The organism is Idiomarina sp. H2, from assembly GCF_004364275.1.
GTDB classification, from domain to species: Bacteria; Pseudomonadota; Gammaproteobacteria; order Enterobacterales; family Alteromonadaceae; genus Idiomarina; species Idiomarina loihiensis.
The window spans coordinates 236,945-254,415 of the sequence record NZ_SNZY01000003.1; the positions used below are offsets into that span (position 1 = coordinate 236,945).

Below are 17,471 nucleotides of genomic sequence, written 5' to 3' on the forward strand. Positions count from 1 at the left end.
GGCGCAGATTATAGAGGATCTGCCCTTTAATTACCATTCGCCAATGTTTTCCATGGATGTCCACGGCTCTTCCGGCGGCAAGCTATCACCCTTCTGTAATAGCTCAATGGAGATATTGTCCGGTGAACGTACAAACGCCATATGACCGTCTCGCGGTGGCCGGTTGATAATGACACCGTTATCCATCAGCTTTTGGCAAAGCTCGTAAATATTCTCAACCCGAAAGGCTAAATGGCCAAAGTTACGACCACCGCGGTAAGTTTGCGGATCCCAGTTATAGGTAAGTTCCAGCATGGGAGCCTGATCTTTCTTCGCTCTTTCAATATCGTCTGGTGCTGCTAAAAAAACCAGGGTGAAACGCCCTTTTTCCACGTCCTTGCGGCTGACTTCCTGCAAGCCGAGTAAATCACAATAGAAATTTAAAGATTGTTCCAAATCATGTACACGTACCATCGTATGTAAATATTGCACCGCTAATCTCCTATTTTTTCAATTAGAGCTTTTGCACCACGCTCATCTATCCCTTCACAGTACGGCTAAGACACCTGCAATGGTTCATAACTATCAAATAGGTGAAGAGCTTAGATAAACTGGTTGGTCAGCTTCTTTCGGTCACGCCAGTCCGGGAGAAATTCATCCATCAAGGCGTAGAAGCGCGCGTTGTGATAACGCTCAAACAGGTGTGTAAGTTCGTGAACTAGCACGTATTCCAGGCATTCGACCGGTTTTTTAACCAGTTCTAAATTTAGCCATATTTTTTTGCTGCGTATGTTGCAGCTACCCCAACGGGTTTTCATTGCCCTGATGCCAAAGCTATTACTATATGCTCCCATTCGCGGTTGCCAGATATCCAGTAAAGCTTCAACTTCCCGGGTAATTTGCTCACGATACCAGCGATCCATAATCTTTTTACGTTTATCAGCATTGTAATGTGGCAGAGAAACCAGTTGTAACTGCTCACCCTCACATTTCACTGAGGCTCCGCGCTTTTTAACTGCAACATCCAGTGTGTGACTTTTACCCCAAAGCTTGTGTTCCTCTCCTGATACAAACTGAAGTTCTGGCCGGCTTGGTTGTTTAGCAATTCGTTGGCGTTGCTTTATCAGCCAGTCATGGCGTTCAAACAGCCAGCGTTCAATTTCATTTAGCGAGCACTGCTTAGGAGCTGAGACTTCAACATCGCCTGAAGGCGCACGCACCCTTAAATACATATTTTTTATGCGCTTACTTTTAACCGTAACAGGAATATCGTTAATAAGAAGTTTTGCGCTGTATAAGCTTTTACTTTCTTTCGACATCTTGCTGAGCCACGATCAGTTGTTTCAATTCGCGAATTTCCTGTTGCAGATCGCTTATAGTAGGTTCTTTGTCCACGAAGCCCTCACCCAAGCCGTCCTCAGTAAGTTCAATTTTCCGGCTCTCTTTATCCATGACGTTAATCACAATACCAATAACCATATTCAAGAACGCAAAAGCGGTCAGGAAAATAAAGGTCATATAGTAAATCCAGCTCCAGCCGTACACTTCCATGGTTTCGTACTGAATGTCTGTCCAGTCCTCAAAAGTCATCACCCTGAACAGCGTGAGCATTGAAGTGGCGATGTTGTCCCATAAGAACGGATTGATATCGGCGAATAAGTAACTGCCAACAGCCGCATAGATATAAAAGATAATAAACATCAGCAGGACGACATATCCCATCTGCGGAAGCGCTTTGAGCAAGGAGTTTATTAAGGTTCGCAGCTCCGGAATAATTGATATCATCCTCAGTACCCGGAATATCCGAACCAATCGCGCCAGCAGAGCCAGTTCAGAATCATTTATAGGTATGAGACTCATGATTACAACCAGAGTATCAAACACATTCCAACCGTCTTTGAAAAACGCTTTCTTATTGTCTTCAGCGATGAAGCGAATGCTAATCTCAATTAAGAAGAACAGCGTGATAAAGAGATCTAAACCGTACGTCAGGCTATTAGCAAAAGCCGGTAATTCGTAGGTTTTTGCTCCAATTTCCAACGCCGATATAATGATTACGGCGACCACTAACGCTTCAAATGTTTTGTTGCTTTTAAGCCGAAATAACTGCTTTTTGAGGTTTTCGTACATAAATTATCGACTCAGAAAAATAGAAAATACAACACAACCGCCAGCACCAGCCGGTAGATAACATAAGGCCACATACCAAACGCATTAAGCCACTTAAGGAAAAAGTGAATAGCCGTAATCGCGGTTAAAAAAGACACAATACCGCCAACTAAAAAACCTAACCAATCTACGGCTATAGACTCTGAAGCTATGGTTAATAACTTTACCAAAGCCGCCGCCGCCGTAATTGGAATGGCCATAAAAAATGAAAACTTTGAAGCTGATTCCCGATTTAGACCTAAAAACAACCCTGCGGTTATGGTTGCTCCAGAGCGAGAGGTTCCCGGAATAAGCGCTACAGCCTGAGCAAGACCAACAATAATAGCGTCTTTGAAACCAATATCCTGCAAAGTTCTGCTGCCCCGGGCGAATCTATCTGCAACGGCCAAAAGTAGAGCAAACACAACCGTAGTGGTTATGATAACTCCTACAGCCCTTAGCGCAGTATCTATGTAATCCAGCAACAGTATTCCGGCAATGCAGGCAGGTATAGTTCCGACAACAACGGCCCAGCCCAATCGGCTTTGTCCAACATGCTGGCGTGCAACAATCGAACGAAGCCCGTCGACAAAGAGTTCACTGACATCTTTGCGAAAATACAGAATTACGGCGAGTAAAGTACCGACGTGAACCGCAAGATCAAAGCCGACACCCTGATCGTCCCAGCCGGTAAGTATAGGCATTAAAATTAAGTGAGCAGAGCTGGATATTGGAAGAAATTCGGTTATTCCCTGGATAATACCCAGGATGATCGATTGTAAGAAATCCATTAAAAAAGCTCGCCTTCATTCTGCTCAAATAGAAAGCGAGCATTATAGTCAGTTTCGTCCTTAGAACGAAAGTAACATTAAGCGATTAGGCGCCACATTTACCTTCTTCTGACTTTTCACCTTTTTTCTCAGACTTTTCATGTTTCATTTCGTCACCACGCTTTCCTTCGCCGCATTTGCCTTCTCCACACTTGCCTTCCTTAGCTTTGTCTTTCATATCTCTTTTATCTTTCATCTCTTCAGATTTTTCTTTCTTCTCCTCGCCACATTTGCCTTCGCCGCACTTCATTTCCTGTGGTTGAGACATTTCGTAGCCAGACGACAGTTCGGTGGCTTCAAAGGGATTTGCCTGAGCAGCCCCTATACTCATTGCTGAAGCGACGGAAAGAGCCGATGTAATTGCCAGAGTTTTCGATGTCAGTTGTTTCATAATAGTCACCTGAATTTGGTTGCCAGAATCTCTTTAACTGTAGTTTATATTTACAATAAATAGACAATTATTTACACATTATTAACGCAATATTCTGTCGTGCAAAGTGCGAATCACATTCTCGCCTTCATTGTCTGCGACAAGAAAGCATAAGTTATGTTCGCTGGCTCCCTGACATATTAGCCTCACCGCATAATCATTAACGGTGTTAAAAGTCAGCTGACTAATGTGTGCATCTCGCCCAATACCGTTACCAATAATAGCAACAAGAGATAGACCTGTTTCCACTTCAACCCGACAAAATTGCTCCAGTTCTTCCAGGGCTGCTGCCGGTAATAAAGCCTGCCCATTCGCTGCACTGCCGCCTTCATCCAGAGTTAACGCAATGCTAACTTCTGAGGTGGTAACCAAATCAACACTCACGTTATACCGAGCCAGTATTTCAAAAAGCCTTGCGAGGAAGCCGCTTGCATGCAACATATTCAGGCTATGAACAGTCACTAAAGTCTGGTCACGGCGCAGCGCAATAGCGCGAACATCGGGCCGGCTTGTCGGACTGGCAGAAATATAGGTCCCACCAGAAAGCGCATCCTGACTGTTACCGATAAATACGCGAATGTCGTTTTTTATTGCCGGAGCCAGGCTTGATGGGTGCAATATTTTTGCCCCAAAGGTGGCCAGCTCCGCTGCTTCAGAAAAGCTCATTTCCGCTATAGCACGTGCACTGGGGCAGATTCGGGGATCGGTAGTATAAATGCCCGCAACATCGGTCCAAATTTGTAAATCCGTTGCATTAAAGCCTGCCGCTAAAAGCGCCGCACTGTAGTCACTTCCACCGCGGCCCAGAGTCGTTGTCTGGTTATTTTCATCAGAACCAATAAATCCCTGAGTTACCCGCACACATCCGGACTCAAGCTTTTGTTTCTGCTCCAGACAATGAGATTTTGTAGTCACTTCATCTGGCTGAGCACGACCAAAATCACTGTTGGTTTTAAGTAGCTGCCGAGCATCAAGAGTACTGGAACACAGCCCCTGCTCAACAAGTAATGAGGAAAATAGCAGACTGGAGCATCGTTCACCGAAGCTCAGCAACTCATCTCGCCATGAAGCTTGGTCTTCTGTAGTTTTTTGGCAATGAAGCGCGAGTTTATGGTGCAGTTGCTCTAATGATTTTTGCACCTGGCTGGCATTTTTGAGCCTTTCCTGAATAGCGAAATGAATCTCGTATATCTCATTTAATAGCTTTTCTATCTGCCTTCCCTGCAGGTCTGCTATCGCGACTAATCGATTAGTCACACCCGCACAGGCACTAACAACTACCAGACGGATAGATGAATTACTTTGAATAATTTCAGCACAACGGAGCATTGAAGCGTAATCAGCGACGCTTGTACCTCCGAACTTTGCAACGGTAAAAGTCACAGTTTTCTCCCGAACAAGACAACAAAAGTGTTCGGAGAACTTAGGCTTTGCAGAAAAAAAATAACAGTAGCTGGATTTAGCCACTAAAGGGGATGCAAACACCAGAAGCTCTCCACCTTAAAGGTGACAGTTGCGGGTGTTCAAACCCTGCAACCGGCAACATTGCGCCAAAATGACAATATTACCTCGGCGTGACATCCCCTCTCTTTCGACTTAACTCTGGCTTTGGCGGCCTAAGCTCAAAAGTCCCTGATGTACGCACCTCTTCTCGGCCTGAATTAGACCACGCCCAATAAAGCGTGGTCAATTCATTTGCGATTTAAGACTGTTTTAACGTGTCCATATCAATAACGAAACGGTATTTAACATCACCTTTTTTCATCCGCACAAAGGCTTCATTAATATTCTGGATATCAAGCATTTCCACGTCACAGTGAATGTTGTGCTCCGCACAAAAATCCAGCATCTCCTGAGTTTCAGGAATACCGCCAATTAAAGATCCTGCCAACACCCGGCGTTTCATGACCAGAGCTCCGGCTTGCAACGCTGGGTCTACAGGTTCCAGTAAACCGACCAGAATATGAGTGCCATCAACTTTAAGACAGTTAATATAAGGGTTTAAATCATGTTGCACCGGTACGGTATCCAACAAGAAATCAAAAGTCTCAGCGGCCGCTTCCATTTGCTCATCGTCGGTTGAGATGATGACATTGTCTGCGCCCTGCCGTTTTGCTTCAGCAACTTTGCTTTCCGAACGGGTGAAGATAGTGACTTCGGCACCCATGGCTTTGGCGAACTTGACGCCCATGTGACCCAGGCCACCCATGCCAATAACGCCCACTTTATGCCCTTCTTTTACACCAAAGTGACGCAGTGGAGAGTAAGTGGTAATGCCCGCACACAATAACGGTGCCGCTTTTGCTGGGTCGAGTTTTTCCGGCACTCGCACAACAAAACGGTCACTGACCACTATTTTTTCTGAGTAGCCGCCGTAAGTTACGCTTTTATCATGTAGATCTTCACCGTTGTAGGTTGGAACCATTCCATTCAGACAGTACTGCTCCAGCCCCTGCTCACATGAAGAGCACTCGCGACAGGAATCGACCATGCAGCCAACTCCAACCGAGTCTCCTACTTTAAACCCCTTCACGTTGTCACCGACAGCCGTGACTTTGCCGATAATCTCGTGCCCCGGCACAACCGGGTAAATGGTTCCACCCCAGTCGTTCTCTGCATAATGAATATCGGTATGGCATACGCCACAGTAAGTGATATCAATAGCAACATCGTCGCTACGCAACTCACGACGTTCTATTGGGTGAGGCGCTAACTCAGAAGTTTCCGATTGTGCGGCATAGGCTTTGGTCATTTGTTGCTCCTTTCATTTGATTTATCACACTAAAGTACTCATCAATTCATTTTTTAGATTGTAGTCCTTTTGAGTTATTGCAACCCAGTCAGGGACAACATACCATTCAAAAATGCTGTTCAATAATTGAAGACCTATGAAGTATCAATTTTCCTTACTGCTGGTTACCCTGTTTCTGTCTCTGAAGGTATCAGTGGCGGCAGCTTTTGTTGATGAAAATAGTGCAGAAAATGAAATACGTCCACTGAGCGACTATTTGATTCGACACTGGGAAACCCGCGATGGTTTGCCTCACAACTCTATCAACGAAATTATTCAAGATGATAAAGGCTATTTATGGTTTGCTACCTGGCAGGGGCCGACCCGCTTTAACGGCCGTCGTTTTGACATCTATGATAATTTACGCGAGACCGGATTACCCGATATAGGTATGTACACCTTAGCCTATAGCCCTTGCGATGGCAGCGTTTATGTTGCCGGTAACCGCGGCGGTATTGCCCGTTTTTATGATGGCCACTGGCAAACGCTTCAGTCAGCTCCTCCTTTTGTCAACGATTTAGCCATTGATAGAAACTGTAATCTCTGGGTCTCCACCTCAACGCTTGGCATACTTGTTTATAAAAATAATGAACGTATTGCTCAGTTCACCACCGAACATGGTTTAGATTCCATGTTCATTTTTGACTCTTTTGTTGATTCCGATGGAAACCTATGGGCCGCAACGAATAAAGGTTTGCAGGTTAAAAAGGCGGGTAAATCGAAGTTTATCGATATAACAACGATTCCAGAGGACGTTATCATCACTTTATTCGAGTTAAACGATAACCGTTTACTCGTCGGTACAGAGAAAGGCCTTTATAAACAGGTTAATGATACCGAGTTTGAACCTTTTAAACCTGAAATTGACAGCAGAATAAGCACTATTTTCCAGACTGCCGACGACCAAATTTGGTTAGGAACCTATCAGGATGGACTGCTAAGAATAAATCAATCGGGTATCGAAAGACTTAGCACTAAACAGGGCTTACCTAATAACCACGTACTCGACATTATTCAAGACAAAGAAGGCAGCTTTTGGGTAGCAACACACGGCGGTCTAGTGCAGTTCAGAGACTCCTTATTTGCCTCTTATACGACTAAAAATGGCCTTACAGGAGACTACGTCAGAGCAATAGCTGAAAATAAGGATGGCGCAATTATTGTAGGCTCCAGTGTTGGAGTTTCTGTTATTGATGAATTCGATATCTCTCCGCTGGCTGCAGACACCCTATTAAGCAATTTGTCCGTATTGTCTCTGGCTTATGACGATGAGCAAAAACTCTACATTGGCAGTTACACCGACGGTCTTTATATCTGGGATGGGGAAAACATTACCAGACATTTCACTAGTGATGGCTTGCTCCAATCAAATGAAGTGCGGCAAATTGCAGTCGATGAGCAACTCGGAATTTTTCTAGCCACACCAAATGGCGTCACCCATTTGTATCAAAATACGCAAAGCACTTGGGTATCGCAGCATATCCCTTTAGAAGATGTACTGTCTAATGACTTTGTCATGGCACTGTATTTGGATAAGAACGAAAAACTTTGGGTCAGCTCCGGCGCCGGTGTCGCTCAAATAGAAATTGTCGCCAAAGAAGAGGGTTTTAATTATCAAATAACCCCCATTGACTTAACTCACCTTAATAATGCGCAACTCGCTTTTCATATTACGGAACGGGGCGACTACCTCTGGCTTGCAACCGACCGTGGACTTATTGTTCACAATATCAATAAGAATAGTTGGCAAATTTTTAATCGTGACACAGGGCTTCCTTTCGATAATTTTATGTCCGTTGCTTTTGACGGCGATGGGAACCTTTGGCTTGGTTCAAGCCGGGGGCCTATCATGGTGGAACACGACTCATTTACAGAGGTTTTAAACGGGCAAGCAGACACACTCGACTTTCAGCGCTATACCGAAGTTGATGGTCTTGAAAGTGCTCAAATTAATACGGGCGGCCCTTCAATTCTCGAAAGTTCCGATGGACGCATCTGGCTGGCGACAAGCAAAGGTATTTCGGTCGTCGATCCAAATACCATCACCGAAATTGGTAACCTCCCTCCGGAAGTCAATATTGAATCGGTAAAAGCAGACAATGAACCGGTCATTTTTGGCGAAGAGTTGAGCGCAGATACTGATCGTATTGTATTTGAGTTTGTTGCTCCCGGTTACCTTATGGCTGAACACATTGATTATCAGGTACGCTTAGAAGGTTTTGACGAAGACTGGGTGGATAAAAACTCATTCAATTCAGTTGAATACACGACTTTGCCGGCCAAAGACTATGTTTTTCAGGTAAGAGCAAGATACCCCGGAGGCCAGTGGAGTCAGCCCGACTATTTTTCATTTCGGCAGTCCGCTCATTTTTGGATGCAACCCTGGTTCTGGATTATTGCCTCTTTAATCACTGCCCTGCTGGTTCTGGTTATCGTTCGAGCGCGCCTTAATCAATACAACAGAACCCGTTTGCAACTCGAACAAATGGTCAAAGAGAAAACCGCCGACCTGGAAACCATGGCTCGACAAGATCCCTTAACTAACCTGGGGAACCGCCGAGCCTTTGATGAGCGGTTGCAGCATGAACTTAATCGTTGTCGCCGCGACGGAACCTATTTAAGCCTGGCTATTATTGATGTCGATTATTTTAAAGAGGTTAATGACCGCTATTTGCATACTATCGGTGATAAAGTGCTTATTCGTCTGGCCGAAATCTTAAATGATGAAATACGCGACATAGACTACGTTGCCCGCTGGGGTGGCGAAGAATTTGCGGTTCTCATTACCAACTCTGAACTGGAAATTGCCAGAGAAGCCAGTGAGAGAATGCGCGAACGTATTGCTACAACCCTCTTTGATGACTTGGTTGAAGATATGAAGATTACCGTTAGTATTGGCGTAGCCAGCAGCTACGACTATGCTGACCATTCAAGTTTACTAGTTGCTGCAGATAAAGCTCTGTACCAGGCCAAGAGTGAAGGCCGCAACCGTGTGGAGTCAAAACCATGAGTGAAGAAGTAGAGAAAATTCAGGTTAAGGCGTTTTTAGATAACGACAGCGAAACTTTCAGCTATGTAGTTTACGATTCAGAAAGTAAAGACGCCATTGTTATTGATCCAGTACTCGACTTTGACTATGCCTCCGGGAAAACCTATACCGAAGGTGCTAACCGTATTATCAAGTTTGTAAAAAACAATAAGCTTAATGTTGCTTGGTTATTAGAAACTCACGCTCATGCTGATCACTTAAGCTCGGCGCCTTATTTAAAAGAACATCTTCAGGCACCTATTGCTATTGGTGAACACATTACAGAAGTGCAGAAAACGTTTAAGCAGGTTTATAACCTGGATAAAGAGTTTCTCCCTAACGGCGAGCATTTTGACAAACTTCTGCAAGACGGTGAAACCTTTCACCTTGGGTCAATGACAATTCGGGTGATACATACACCGGGACACACACCCGCAGATATCGCCTACGTAATTAATGAAAACAAAGTGTTTGTCGGCGACACACTTTTTAACCCCGATGTTGGCACTGCCCGATGTGATTTTCCGGGTGGCAGTGCTAATACCCTCTATCGTTCTATTCAGAAATTATTTGAACTGGAAGACACCACCGAAGTGTATATTTGCCACGACTACCCGCCGGAAGAACGTCAGCATCAATGTAAAACGTCGATAGCGGATCAAAAGCAAAATAACATTCATGTCGGCGGCAAAGCCACTGAAGAACAGTTTGTGAAATGGCGTGAAGAACGTGACGCGACGCTAAATATGCCCCGACTCATTATCCCGTCAATTCAGGTAAACATTCGCGCCGGACAGCTTCCACCGGCAGAAGATAACGGCACTGTTTATCTGAAGGTTCCACTGAATCGCTTATAATGAGTTGAAGATCTACAACAAATGATCAACCGGCAACCTGGCGGTTAACCAAACCGCCAACCGTCGCCAAATACCGGCTCCCGGCTCTTTATAGAGCCGTAACGCCGGTATTTTACTTTTATCCAGCCAATACAGTTTATAAAAACGGTTGAGTCGAGCCTCATACGATCGCAGCGGTAGTTCGTGCTCAAACATCGCGTTAATTCTCTCTGCCATCTCCGCTGACTCAATTAAAAGCCCCGACTCTGTGTTAATTTGCGCAGAGCGCGGGTCAAAATTAAATGATCCAACAAAGACTTTCTCACTGTCCACTGTCACGGTTTTAGCATGCAGGCTAGACGCCGAGCGTCTGAAATAAGGACGCACATCTTTGCGTAAAGGTTTTTCCTCGGTTCGTTTCAGCTCAAACAGTTTTACACCTGACAACAACAGCCTTCGTCGGTGTCGCTGGTAGCCCGCATGTACGGCAGGAACATCTGTCACTGCCAGTGAATTAGTCAGCACGCGAACTTTTACTCCCTGCTCCGACAAATTCTCCAGCTCTTTAACACCTGTAGGCGTCGGCACAAAATAAGGAGAAACCAAAACAATAGATTGCTTTGCCAAGCCAAGAGTTTGCGTTAACTGCTGCGTCACCAACCGGCTCGGCTTACTATCAGGCAGAGCCTTTAAAGGATCATCACTGACAACCGTTGCGGTTGCCTGATACCAGGTTTCAGCGTCGCTCTGGGGAGTGTCTGTCAAGTGTTCGTCAGAAAGAACAAACTGGTGTAAATCTCGAAGTTCCGGTTGTTTTTGATAACCTTTCCAAATATCGTTAAACAATCTCGGTTTATCCGACGAGCTTATTGCGTTAACCGCAACCGATAAAGTGCAGTTCCAGTATTGCCGCCAGTCATCAAGTAACGTCTTAACGATTTTGCCTTTCGCTATTACATCAAGATCGGAAAACAACTGTCCCGCATGTGTACCAAAATACTCGTTACCAACATTTCGCCCACCAACAATCCCCACTTCCGTATCGACCAGCATCGATTTATTATGCATTCGCCGATTCATGCGCTTAAAGTCGGTTAACCAGTTTAGCCAGCGCCAGCGTCTGTGCTTAAACGGATTAAAAAGCCTAATATTGAAATTAGCGCGGGAGGATAAATCTCGCAATAAAGGTTCTAAAGGTTTGCTGTGCAAATCATCCAGCAGAAGGTCGACCCGCACGCCACGCTCGACGGCATCCAGTAATTCCTTAAGCAGGGTAAGGCCACTGCTGTCGGGGCGCCACAAATAGTATTGTAACGCAATATGATGCCTGGCCTGACGTATTAACCTCACCCGTTCAATCAACGCCCGGTGAGCATTTTCCAGCAATTGAAACTGATTGTCCGGGCACGCGGGCAGTAAAGGTGTCATCGCAATCCACTCATCGCCCTTTCAAGCCCTTCGAGAGTCAATGGGTACATTCTTCCATCCACTAAGTCATGTATCATTCTAACCGACATATAATAACGCCAATGTTTTTCTGGCTGCGGGTTAAGCCAGGCCACTTTGTCAAAGTGACGGGTTAAACGGTTTATCCATGCTTCGCCGGGCTCTTCATTCCAGTGTTCTACACTGCCCCCCGGATACGCTATCTCGTACGGCCCCATAGTAGCATCGCCGACAAACAACAGCTTATAGTCCTCGCCGTAAGTCTGGATTAACTGTTTAGTCGGAATTTGCTCCTCGCGCCGGCGTGAATTCTCCCGCCACACGCCTTCATATACGCAGTTATGAAAGTAAAACAACTCCAGATGCTTGAACTCGTTTTTTAACGCGGTGAACAATTGCTCGCACTGGTAAACATAGTCGTCCATTGAACCGCCAACGTCTAACAGTAGAATAATTTTAACCGCATTATGACGCTCGGACTGCCACTTCAAATCAAGTAGACCACCTTTTTTTGAAGTGGCTTCAATGGTGCTGTTTAAATCAAGTTCAGTCGCGGCACCGGTGCGGGCGAACTGACGTAGCTTTCTGAGCGCCACCTGAAAACCGCGCTGCTCAAGCCGGGCATTGTCATCCAGGTCACGGAATTCGCGCTTGTCCCATACTTTCGCCGCACTGCGATTACGGTTACCGTCCTGCCCAATGCGGATACCACCGGGGTGATAACCATACGCTCCAAAAGGCGAAGTTCCGCCTGTACCTATCCACTTCGAGCCGCCCTGATGACGCTTTTGCTGTTCTTTTAAGCGCTCCTGAAAAGTTTTCATGAGCTCATCCAGACTGCCCAACTGCTGAACTTTGCTTTTTTCTTCATCGCTCAGGTTGCGCTTCAAAGCATTCTCTAACCAGTCATGCGGAATTTTCTCAGTCACATCAACTTTAGCAACTTTATCCACATATTCGCTGAAGGCACGGTCGAATTTGTCATACTGGGACTCATCTTTTACCAGAATAAGCCGCGATAAATAATAAAATTGCTCGACATCGGCAAACGCTAAGTTGGCTTTCATGGCACTAAGTAAATCCAGCCATTCGGTAATACTGGTTTTTAGCCCATGCCGTCGCAGGGTTTGAAAAAAATCTATAAACATAATGCGAAAACTAGCGCCGTTGAATGCGAGCGTATTCAGCTAAGCGCTCCACATCTTGTTCGTGCTTGAGTAAAGCACCAGATAAAGGCAGCAAGCCGCCCTGTTCACGGCTTTTACGCAATTCATTGGCATCAATATCTTCGACCAATAACAAGCATAACCAGTCCAGTAACTCCGATGTCGATGGCTTTTTCTTTAGCCCGGGCACATCTCTCAACTCAAAAAACAACGCTAGCGCGGTATCCAGTAAATCACGATGTAAATCAGGGAAGTGTACATCGACAATGGCTTTTAATGTGTCGCTGTCAGGAAACTGAATGTAGTGGAAAAAGCAGCGGCGTAAAAACGCATCGGGCAAGGCTTTTTCATTGTTCGAGGTAATCAGCACAATGGGACGCTGCTCGGCTTTAATCTGCTCACCGGTTTCATAAACGTGAAACGCCATTTGATCCAGCTCGTGCAATAAGTCATTCGGAAACTCAACATCCGCTTTATCGATTTCATCAATGAGCAGAACGGGACGCTTTTCCGCGGTAAACGCCTGCCACAATTTACCCGGGCGAATATAATTACTAATCTCGTGTACTTTTTCACTGCCCAGCTGACTATCACGTAAACGAGAGACAGCATCGTACTCATACAAGCCCTGCTGTGCTTTCGTTGTGGATTTAATTGACCATTGCAGTAACTCGGTATCTAAAGCATTTGCCAGTTCCTCGGCAAGGCGAGTTTTGCCTGTGCCCGGCTCGCCTTTCAGTAATAAAGGTTTCTCTAACGTTACGGCGGCGTTAACGGCTGTCGCCAGTTCTTGCGACACGACATACTGAGAGCTACTGCTAAAATCCATTCTATATCCCTTACATTAAGCTTGAAACTGAGCCTATGGTACAACAGACACTCTGGCGGTGCTAATCAGTGGGCTTTCTGGATAACAGCATATCAAAGCGTTCAAGCACTCTGGCTATATCGGCTTTGACAAAGGGTTTTGTCACGTAATCGTCCATACCAGAACGCAACGCCTGAGTGCGTGTCTCAGGGTAAGCGTCCGCGGTAAGCGCAATCACATAAGGTTGGTGAATGTGCATATCCCGCAACGCTCTGGTTGCTTCCATACCATCCATATGCGGCATATGAAGATCCATAAAGAGCACGTCGTAGTCTCTGGCCTGCATCATCTTTAACGCATTATGGGCATCGCTTACCAAATCAACATATTGGTTAAGTGACAGCAGCATTTCTTTTATTATCAATTGGTTGATTTTATTATCATCAACGACCAACACCTGTTTTTTCGTTAGCTTAGGCAAAACATTTTGCTCTGGTTGGTGTGCGCTTTCAGACTGAACGCTCATTGGTATGCAAAGCGTGAAGCAGGAACCCTGTTCAGGTTCGCTATCCACCTGAATAGTACCGCTTAATAACTGCACCAGGTTACGTACTATGGCAAGCCCCAGTCCGCTGCCGCCTTCCGGACGGTTTAACCCATCCTGCTCTTGCTCAAAAAGTTGCCAAATACGCTGAGTATCATAAATACCAACTCCGGTATCCTGTACTTTTACGATAAGGTCGCCTTCGCTTTGTTTTTCGCTATCAACTTCCCAACTTGCTTTAATCGCTATAGAGCCTCGCTCGGTAAACTTTAAAGCGTTACTGACTAAATTACTGATCACCTGGGCAATACGAGCCCGATCCATTAATGTTCGCTCCGGAATATCAGCATCAATATCGATAATAAATTCCAGACCTTTATCTTTTACAGGCTGTTCAAACAGCTGAATAACATGGCCCAACACTTTTGCCGGCGAGTGAACACCTCTTTTGACTTTTAGCTGCCCTTCTTCGGCCTGAGTTAAATCGAGCACATCATTCAACGTTGTCAGCAGATAGTCGCCGCTGTTCTTTATTGTACCCAGTAATTGCTGCTGATATGGATTGAGGTCTGTTGACTCCAACACAGAGGCGATACCCAGTATACCGTGTAGAGGGGTTCGAATTTCGTGTGACATATTCGCCAGAAACACATTTTTTGCATGAGCGGCTTTTAACGCATTCAACTCGGCTTTTTTCTGTTCTGTGACATCGGTAACCGTTCCGGTGTAGCGAATGGCCCGGCCTTGGTTGTCCCGCTCTATAATCTTTCCTCTGTCCAGTACATAAACCCAATGACCGTCACGATGCCTTATGCGATGAAGGCTTTCATAGAAAGGAGTCACTCCGTCCAGGTGATTCTTAATCGCCTGCCATACGTCGTCGTAATCTTCAGGGTGCAAACGACTCGACCAGCTTTCTACATTCGTTTCCAACTCGCAGACGTCCCAGCCAAACATACTAGCCCAGCGTTGGTTAAAAATGGTAACGCCGGTTTGCGGGTTCCATTCCCAGGTACCTAAACGGGTCGCATCTAAAATAAGCTGTAATCGATTGCGCTCCATCTCGAGCGCAATTTGCAACTGTTTACGTTCAGTCACATCAATCAGGTAACCATAAAGATGGTTCTTACCATCTTCGTATCGTAATAGTACCGTTGTGTCAGATACCCATACGTCGTGTCCTTTAGCATGCTTTACCCGATAATCCTGATGAGTCAATGAAGAGCCGGATTCCTTGCTAAGAAGTGAATTGACCTCCTCCATGACACGGGGCAAATCGTCCTGATTAATGAGATCCCGGTACTGAATTTCATGGCTTTCTAAGCGCGTTTTTTTATAGCCTAAAAGGTCTTGTATGTTGTCTGAAACAAAACGTACTGGCCACCCCGGAGCATCCTCCCAAATAAACAGACTTAAATGACTTCCCACATTCAGCAAAGCGGCAAGATTTTCATTGGAAATACGTGTTGGCATTTATTCGGACTCACTTTAAAGGCTTTCTTGCAACCAGTTTGCCGCAGTAGCAACTTGGTGTACACTGGCAAAAACAATAACATAAAAACAACGACATCCGGATGACCCAGGCAAACGTCAATGAATGGCAAACAGCTCTACTGACACAAGTTGATCAACTCATAGAGTTGGCGCAAACCCGTTTGCCTGGTCGACAGAAGCCAACTATCCGGGGGCCTGAATACTGGCAACGTTTTGCAAAACATCATTATGTGCGAGCCGCAGACTTACTTAAAACCGGGCAAGGGTTTGAAGCCGCCAAGCACTTTCGGCGCGCCGCGTTATTTGGCCACAGCAAGGCCATGTTGTATTTAGGACAAATGTTTTTGCAAGGCAAGGATTTACCAGAAAGTATATTTCACGCTTGTTGCTGGCTAACGCTAGCGGATCGCGCCGGTGAAAGCGAAGCGGCTAAAATCATTGATGGTTTTCTACACCAGCTTACGGCAAGGCAATTAAACAGCGCCCGTCAGCTTGCCGCCGAGCGCTTTGAACAAATTTGTGATGCCAGTTTCGATGTTCATGGTTTGTAGTTTAAGGTAACCACAGCTTTGTTTTTTCTCTTATTTTTCCTGTAGCAACCCAATCCTGAAGCTGATCCGCCATACGTTTTCCTGCATCCACCGCTTTTTCCCAGTAATCAATACGAGTCGCAGCGTCCAGCTTGGCGAAGTCAGTGCGATCAGGAATTTTCCCGTAAGGCAGTGATTGAATAAAGTCTTCCGACGGCGTAATAAATACCACGCCTGGCCATTTCTTACCGGTAGTTCTGCGCCAACTCAAACGCTTGTCAAACCAGCCCGGAATCGCTTCTTTATGAAAGTGAGGGTAAAGCACCAAGCCATTCACGTCAGAGAAGTTCAGGTCAAAGTGATAGTCGGTAACACCGCCATCACGATAAATGCCTTTAGGTGCTCCGGGAATATCAACCACGCCATCCAGTACTAAAGGAATTGAACCAGTCGCCAGTAACGCCTGCTGAAAGTTATTTTGAGTTAATTCAACATGATGTGTCGGTAAGTCGTTCCAGCCTTTTGCAAAGCTTAAGTCTGACTGTGGATGATGAAAGATAACGCGCTCATAAAACCGGCCCAGCCAGCGACGGTTCATACTGTTAGCAAAAGCCGAACTTAACAATCCCAGCATCTGCTTTTTCGTTTCAGCTGCTGTCCAGCCCCGGCAACGTGCAACAATAAAATGATGTCGAACCGCCGACTGTCCCAGTATTTCTGTTACCGCCTGATCAGGAACGTACTTGGCCAGCAAGGCTTTAGCTTCACTGGTAATTTCATTCCGGTCGGGTTTCGCGCTGTAAGTCTGGGTTCTGTATAAACGACAAAATAAATCACTGGCGGCAACAGGGTCTTGCTGCCCCAATGCTGCGAAACGCCAGGCACCTGCGGAAGTCCCCAGGGTATTCAGCGGCGCTTTCTTGTCTTTAAAGAATTCACCGAACATCCATTTATCAAGCCCCTGAAGCACAAACCACTTCGGCCCGCCTGAAGCACCTAGCAGCAAACCGATATCATCGGCTTTCAGTCCCTGCTCCTGAATATGTTGATAAGCCGACGAGCCTGCTTTTATGTTAATCCAATCCGTCATACAACTTCCCTGTTTTACAGTTGTCGTTTTCTTTCTGCGAGAAAACCTAAGAAAAACAATATTCCAATGGTACTGACTGCCAGCAGGTGCAAAGGAATAAGGCTTAACCAGCCGGCTAAAACTGGCGTAAACCAGACGGTCAGCCAACCGTAACCAAATGCACAAACCACGATGAAGACCAAAGTCCTGAATACAAAATGCCAGTGCGCCACTTGCCTTTGCACCATGCGGTTCACTTCTGCGCCATAAATCACCAATAGTGTGGCAATGATCGCCATAGCCAGTTCATAGAAATGTGGGCGGATCATCATGCCCAAATTATTCAACACATTCTGCACGCTAGTACCCCTC

Annotated in this window: 16 protein-coding genes and 1 riboswitch; of the genes, 3 read left to right on the forward strand and 13 right to left on the reverse strand. The window is 45.7% G+C overall.

The window, feature by feature from the left end:
- Positions 1-30 precede the first annotated feature (30 nt).
- The 7 genes from DET62_RS05180 to DET62_RS05210 form a co-directional block, all read right to left on the reverse strand.
- Complete coding sequence (locus DET62_RS05180; RefSeq protein ID WP_110013232.1) at positions 31-471, reverse strand: VOC family protein; 441 nt, start codon at positions 469-471, stop codon at positions 31-33.
- 110 nt (positions 472-581) lie between these two features.
- Positions 582-1,298 (reverse strand): SprT family zinc-dependent metalloprotease, encoded by a 717-nt coding sequence (locus tag DET62_RS05185; protein WP_110013233.1) that lies wholly within the window; start codon positions 1,296-1,298, stop codon positions 582-584.
- Positions 1,282-2,109 (reverse strand): ion transporter, encoded by an 828-nt coding sequence (locus tag DET62_RS05190; protein ID WP_110013234.1) that lies wholly within the window; start codon positions 2,107-2,109, stop codon positions 1,282-1,284. The genes DET62_RS05185 and DET62_RS05190 overlap by 17 nt, the downstream gene beginning before the upstream one ends.
- 11 nt (positions 2,110-2,120) lie before the next feature.
- Positions 2,121-2,918, reverse strand: coding sequence for an undecaprenyl-diphosphate phosphatase (locus DET62_RS05195; RefSeq protein WP_110013235.1), 798 nt, complete (start codon positions 2,916-2,918; stop codon positions 2,121-2,123).
- Between the two features lie 85 nt (positions 2,919-3,003).
- Positions 3,004-3,348 (reverse strand): hypothetical protein, encoded by a 345-nt coding sequence (locus DET62_RS05200; protein WP_110013236.1) that lies wholly within the window; start codon positions 3,346-3,348, stop codon positions 3,004-3,006.
- An 81-nt stretch (positions 3,349-3,429) separates the two neighbouring features.
- A complete protein-coding gene (gene lysC, locus DET62_RS05205; RefSeq protein WP_110013237.1) occupies positions 3,430-4,770 on the reverse strand; it encodes a lysine-sensitive aspartokinase 3 in 1,341 nt (446 codons plus the stop codon).
- A gap of 97 nt (positions 4,771-4,867) precedes the next feature.
- Positions 4,868-5,045: riboswitch (Lysine riboswitch) on the reverse strand.
- 44 nt (positions 5,046-5,089) lie between these two features.
- Positions 5,090-6,139: an NAD(P)-dependent alcohol dehydrogenase gene (locus DET62_RS05210; RefSeq protein WP_011234686.1), complete on the reverse strand. Its 1,050-nt coding sequence runs from the start codon at positions 6,137-6,139 to the stop codon at positions 5,090-5,092.
- 136 nt (positions 6,140-6,275) lie between these two features.
- Here DET62_RS05210 and DET62_RS05215 point away from each other — a divergent pair, with 136 nt between their 5' ends.
- Positions 6,276-9,188, forward strand: coding sequence for a ligand-binding sensor domain-containing diguanylate cyclase (locus DET62_RS05215; protein WP_110013238.1), 2,913 nt, complete (start codon positions 6,276-6,278; stop codon positions 9,186-9,188).
- Positions 9,185-10,063, forward strand: a complete 879-nt coding sequence (locus tag DET62_RS05220; RefSeq protein WP_110013239.1) for an MBL fold metallo-hydrolase — start codon at positions 9,185-9,187, stop codon at positions 10,061-10,063. The genes DET62_RS05215 and DET62_RS05220 overlap by 4 nt, the downstream gene beginning before the upstream one ends.
- Positions 10,064-10,075: 12 nt before the next feature.
- On the opposite strand, the gene DET62_RS05225 is transcribed toward DET62_RS05220, so the two are convergent.
- From DET62_RS05225 to DET62_RS05240, 4 genes are all read right to left on the reverse strand, one after another.
- The gene (locus DET62_RS05225) at positions 10,076-11,470 is read right to left on the reverse strand and encodes a phospholipase D family protein (RefSeq protein ID WP_110013240.1); all 1,395 of its coding nucleotides are present in this window, start codon (positions 11,468-11,470) and stop codon (positions 10,076-10,078) included.
- The gene (locus tag DET62_RS05230) at positions 11,467-12,636 is read right to left on the reverse strand and encodes a VWA domain-containing protein (RefSeq protein ID WP_110013241.1); all 1,170 of its coding nucleotides are present in this window, start codon (positions 12,634-12,636) and stop codon (positions 11,467-11,469) included. The genes DET62_RS05225 and DET62_RS05230 overlap by 4 nt, the downstream gene beginning before the upstream one ends.
- 10 nt (positions 12,637-12,646) lie before the next feature.
- Complete coding sequence (locus DET62_RS05235; RefSeq protein ID WP_110013242.1) at positions 12,647-13,483, reverse strand: MoxR family ATPase; 837 nt, start codon at positions 13,481-13,483, stop codon at positions 12,647-12,649.
- A gap of 61 nt (positions 13,484-13,544) precedes the next feature.
- Positions 13,545-15,479: a PAS domain-containing protein gene (locus DET62_RS05240; protein ID WP_011234693.1), complete on the reverse strand. Its 1,935-nt coding sequence runs from the start codon at positions 15,477-15,479 to the stop codon at positions 13,545-13,547.
- A gap of 101 nt (positions 15,480-15,580) precedes the next feature.
- On the opposite strand from DET62_RS05240, the gene DET62_RS05245 reads away from it, so the two are divergent.
- On the forward strand, positions 15,581-16,051 hold the full coding sequence (locus tag DET62_RS05245) for a hypothetical protein (protein ID WP_011234694.1): 471 nt from the start codon (positions 15,581-15,583) through the stop codon (positions 16,049-16,051).
- 1 nt (position 16,052) lies between these two features.
- Here DET62_RS05245 and DET62_RS05250 read toward each other — a convergent pair whose 3' ends face one another.
- Complete coding sequence (locus tag DET62_RS05250; RefSeq protein WP_110013243.1) at positions 16,053-17,120, reverse strand: alpha/beta hydrolase; 1,068 nt, start codon at positions 17,118-17,120, stop codon at positions 16,053-16,055.
- 14 nt (positions 17,121-17,134) lie between these two features.
- Positions 17,135-17,458 (reverse strand): DUF3392 domain-containing protein, encoded by a 324-nt coding sequence (locus DET62_RS05255; RefSeq protein ID WP_011234696.1) that lies wholly within the window; start codon positions 17,456-17,458, stop codon positions 17,135-17,137.
- Positions 17,459-17,471 lie beyond the last annotated feature (13 nt).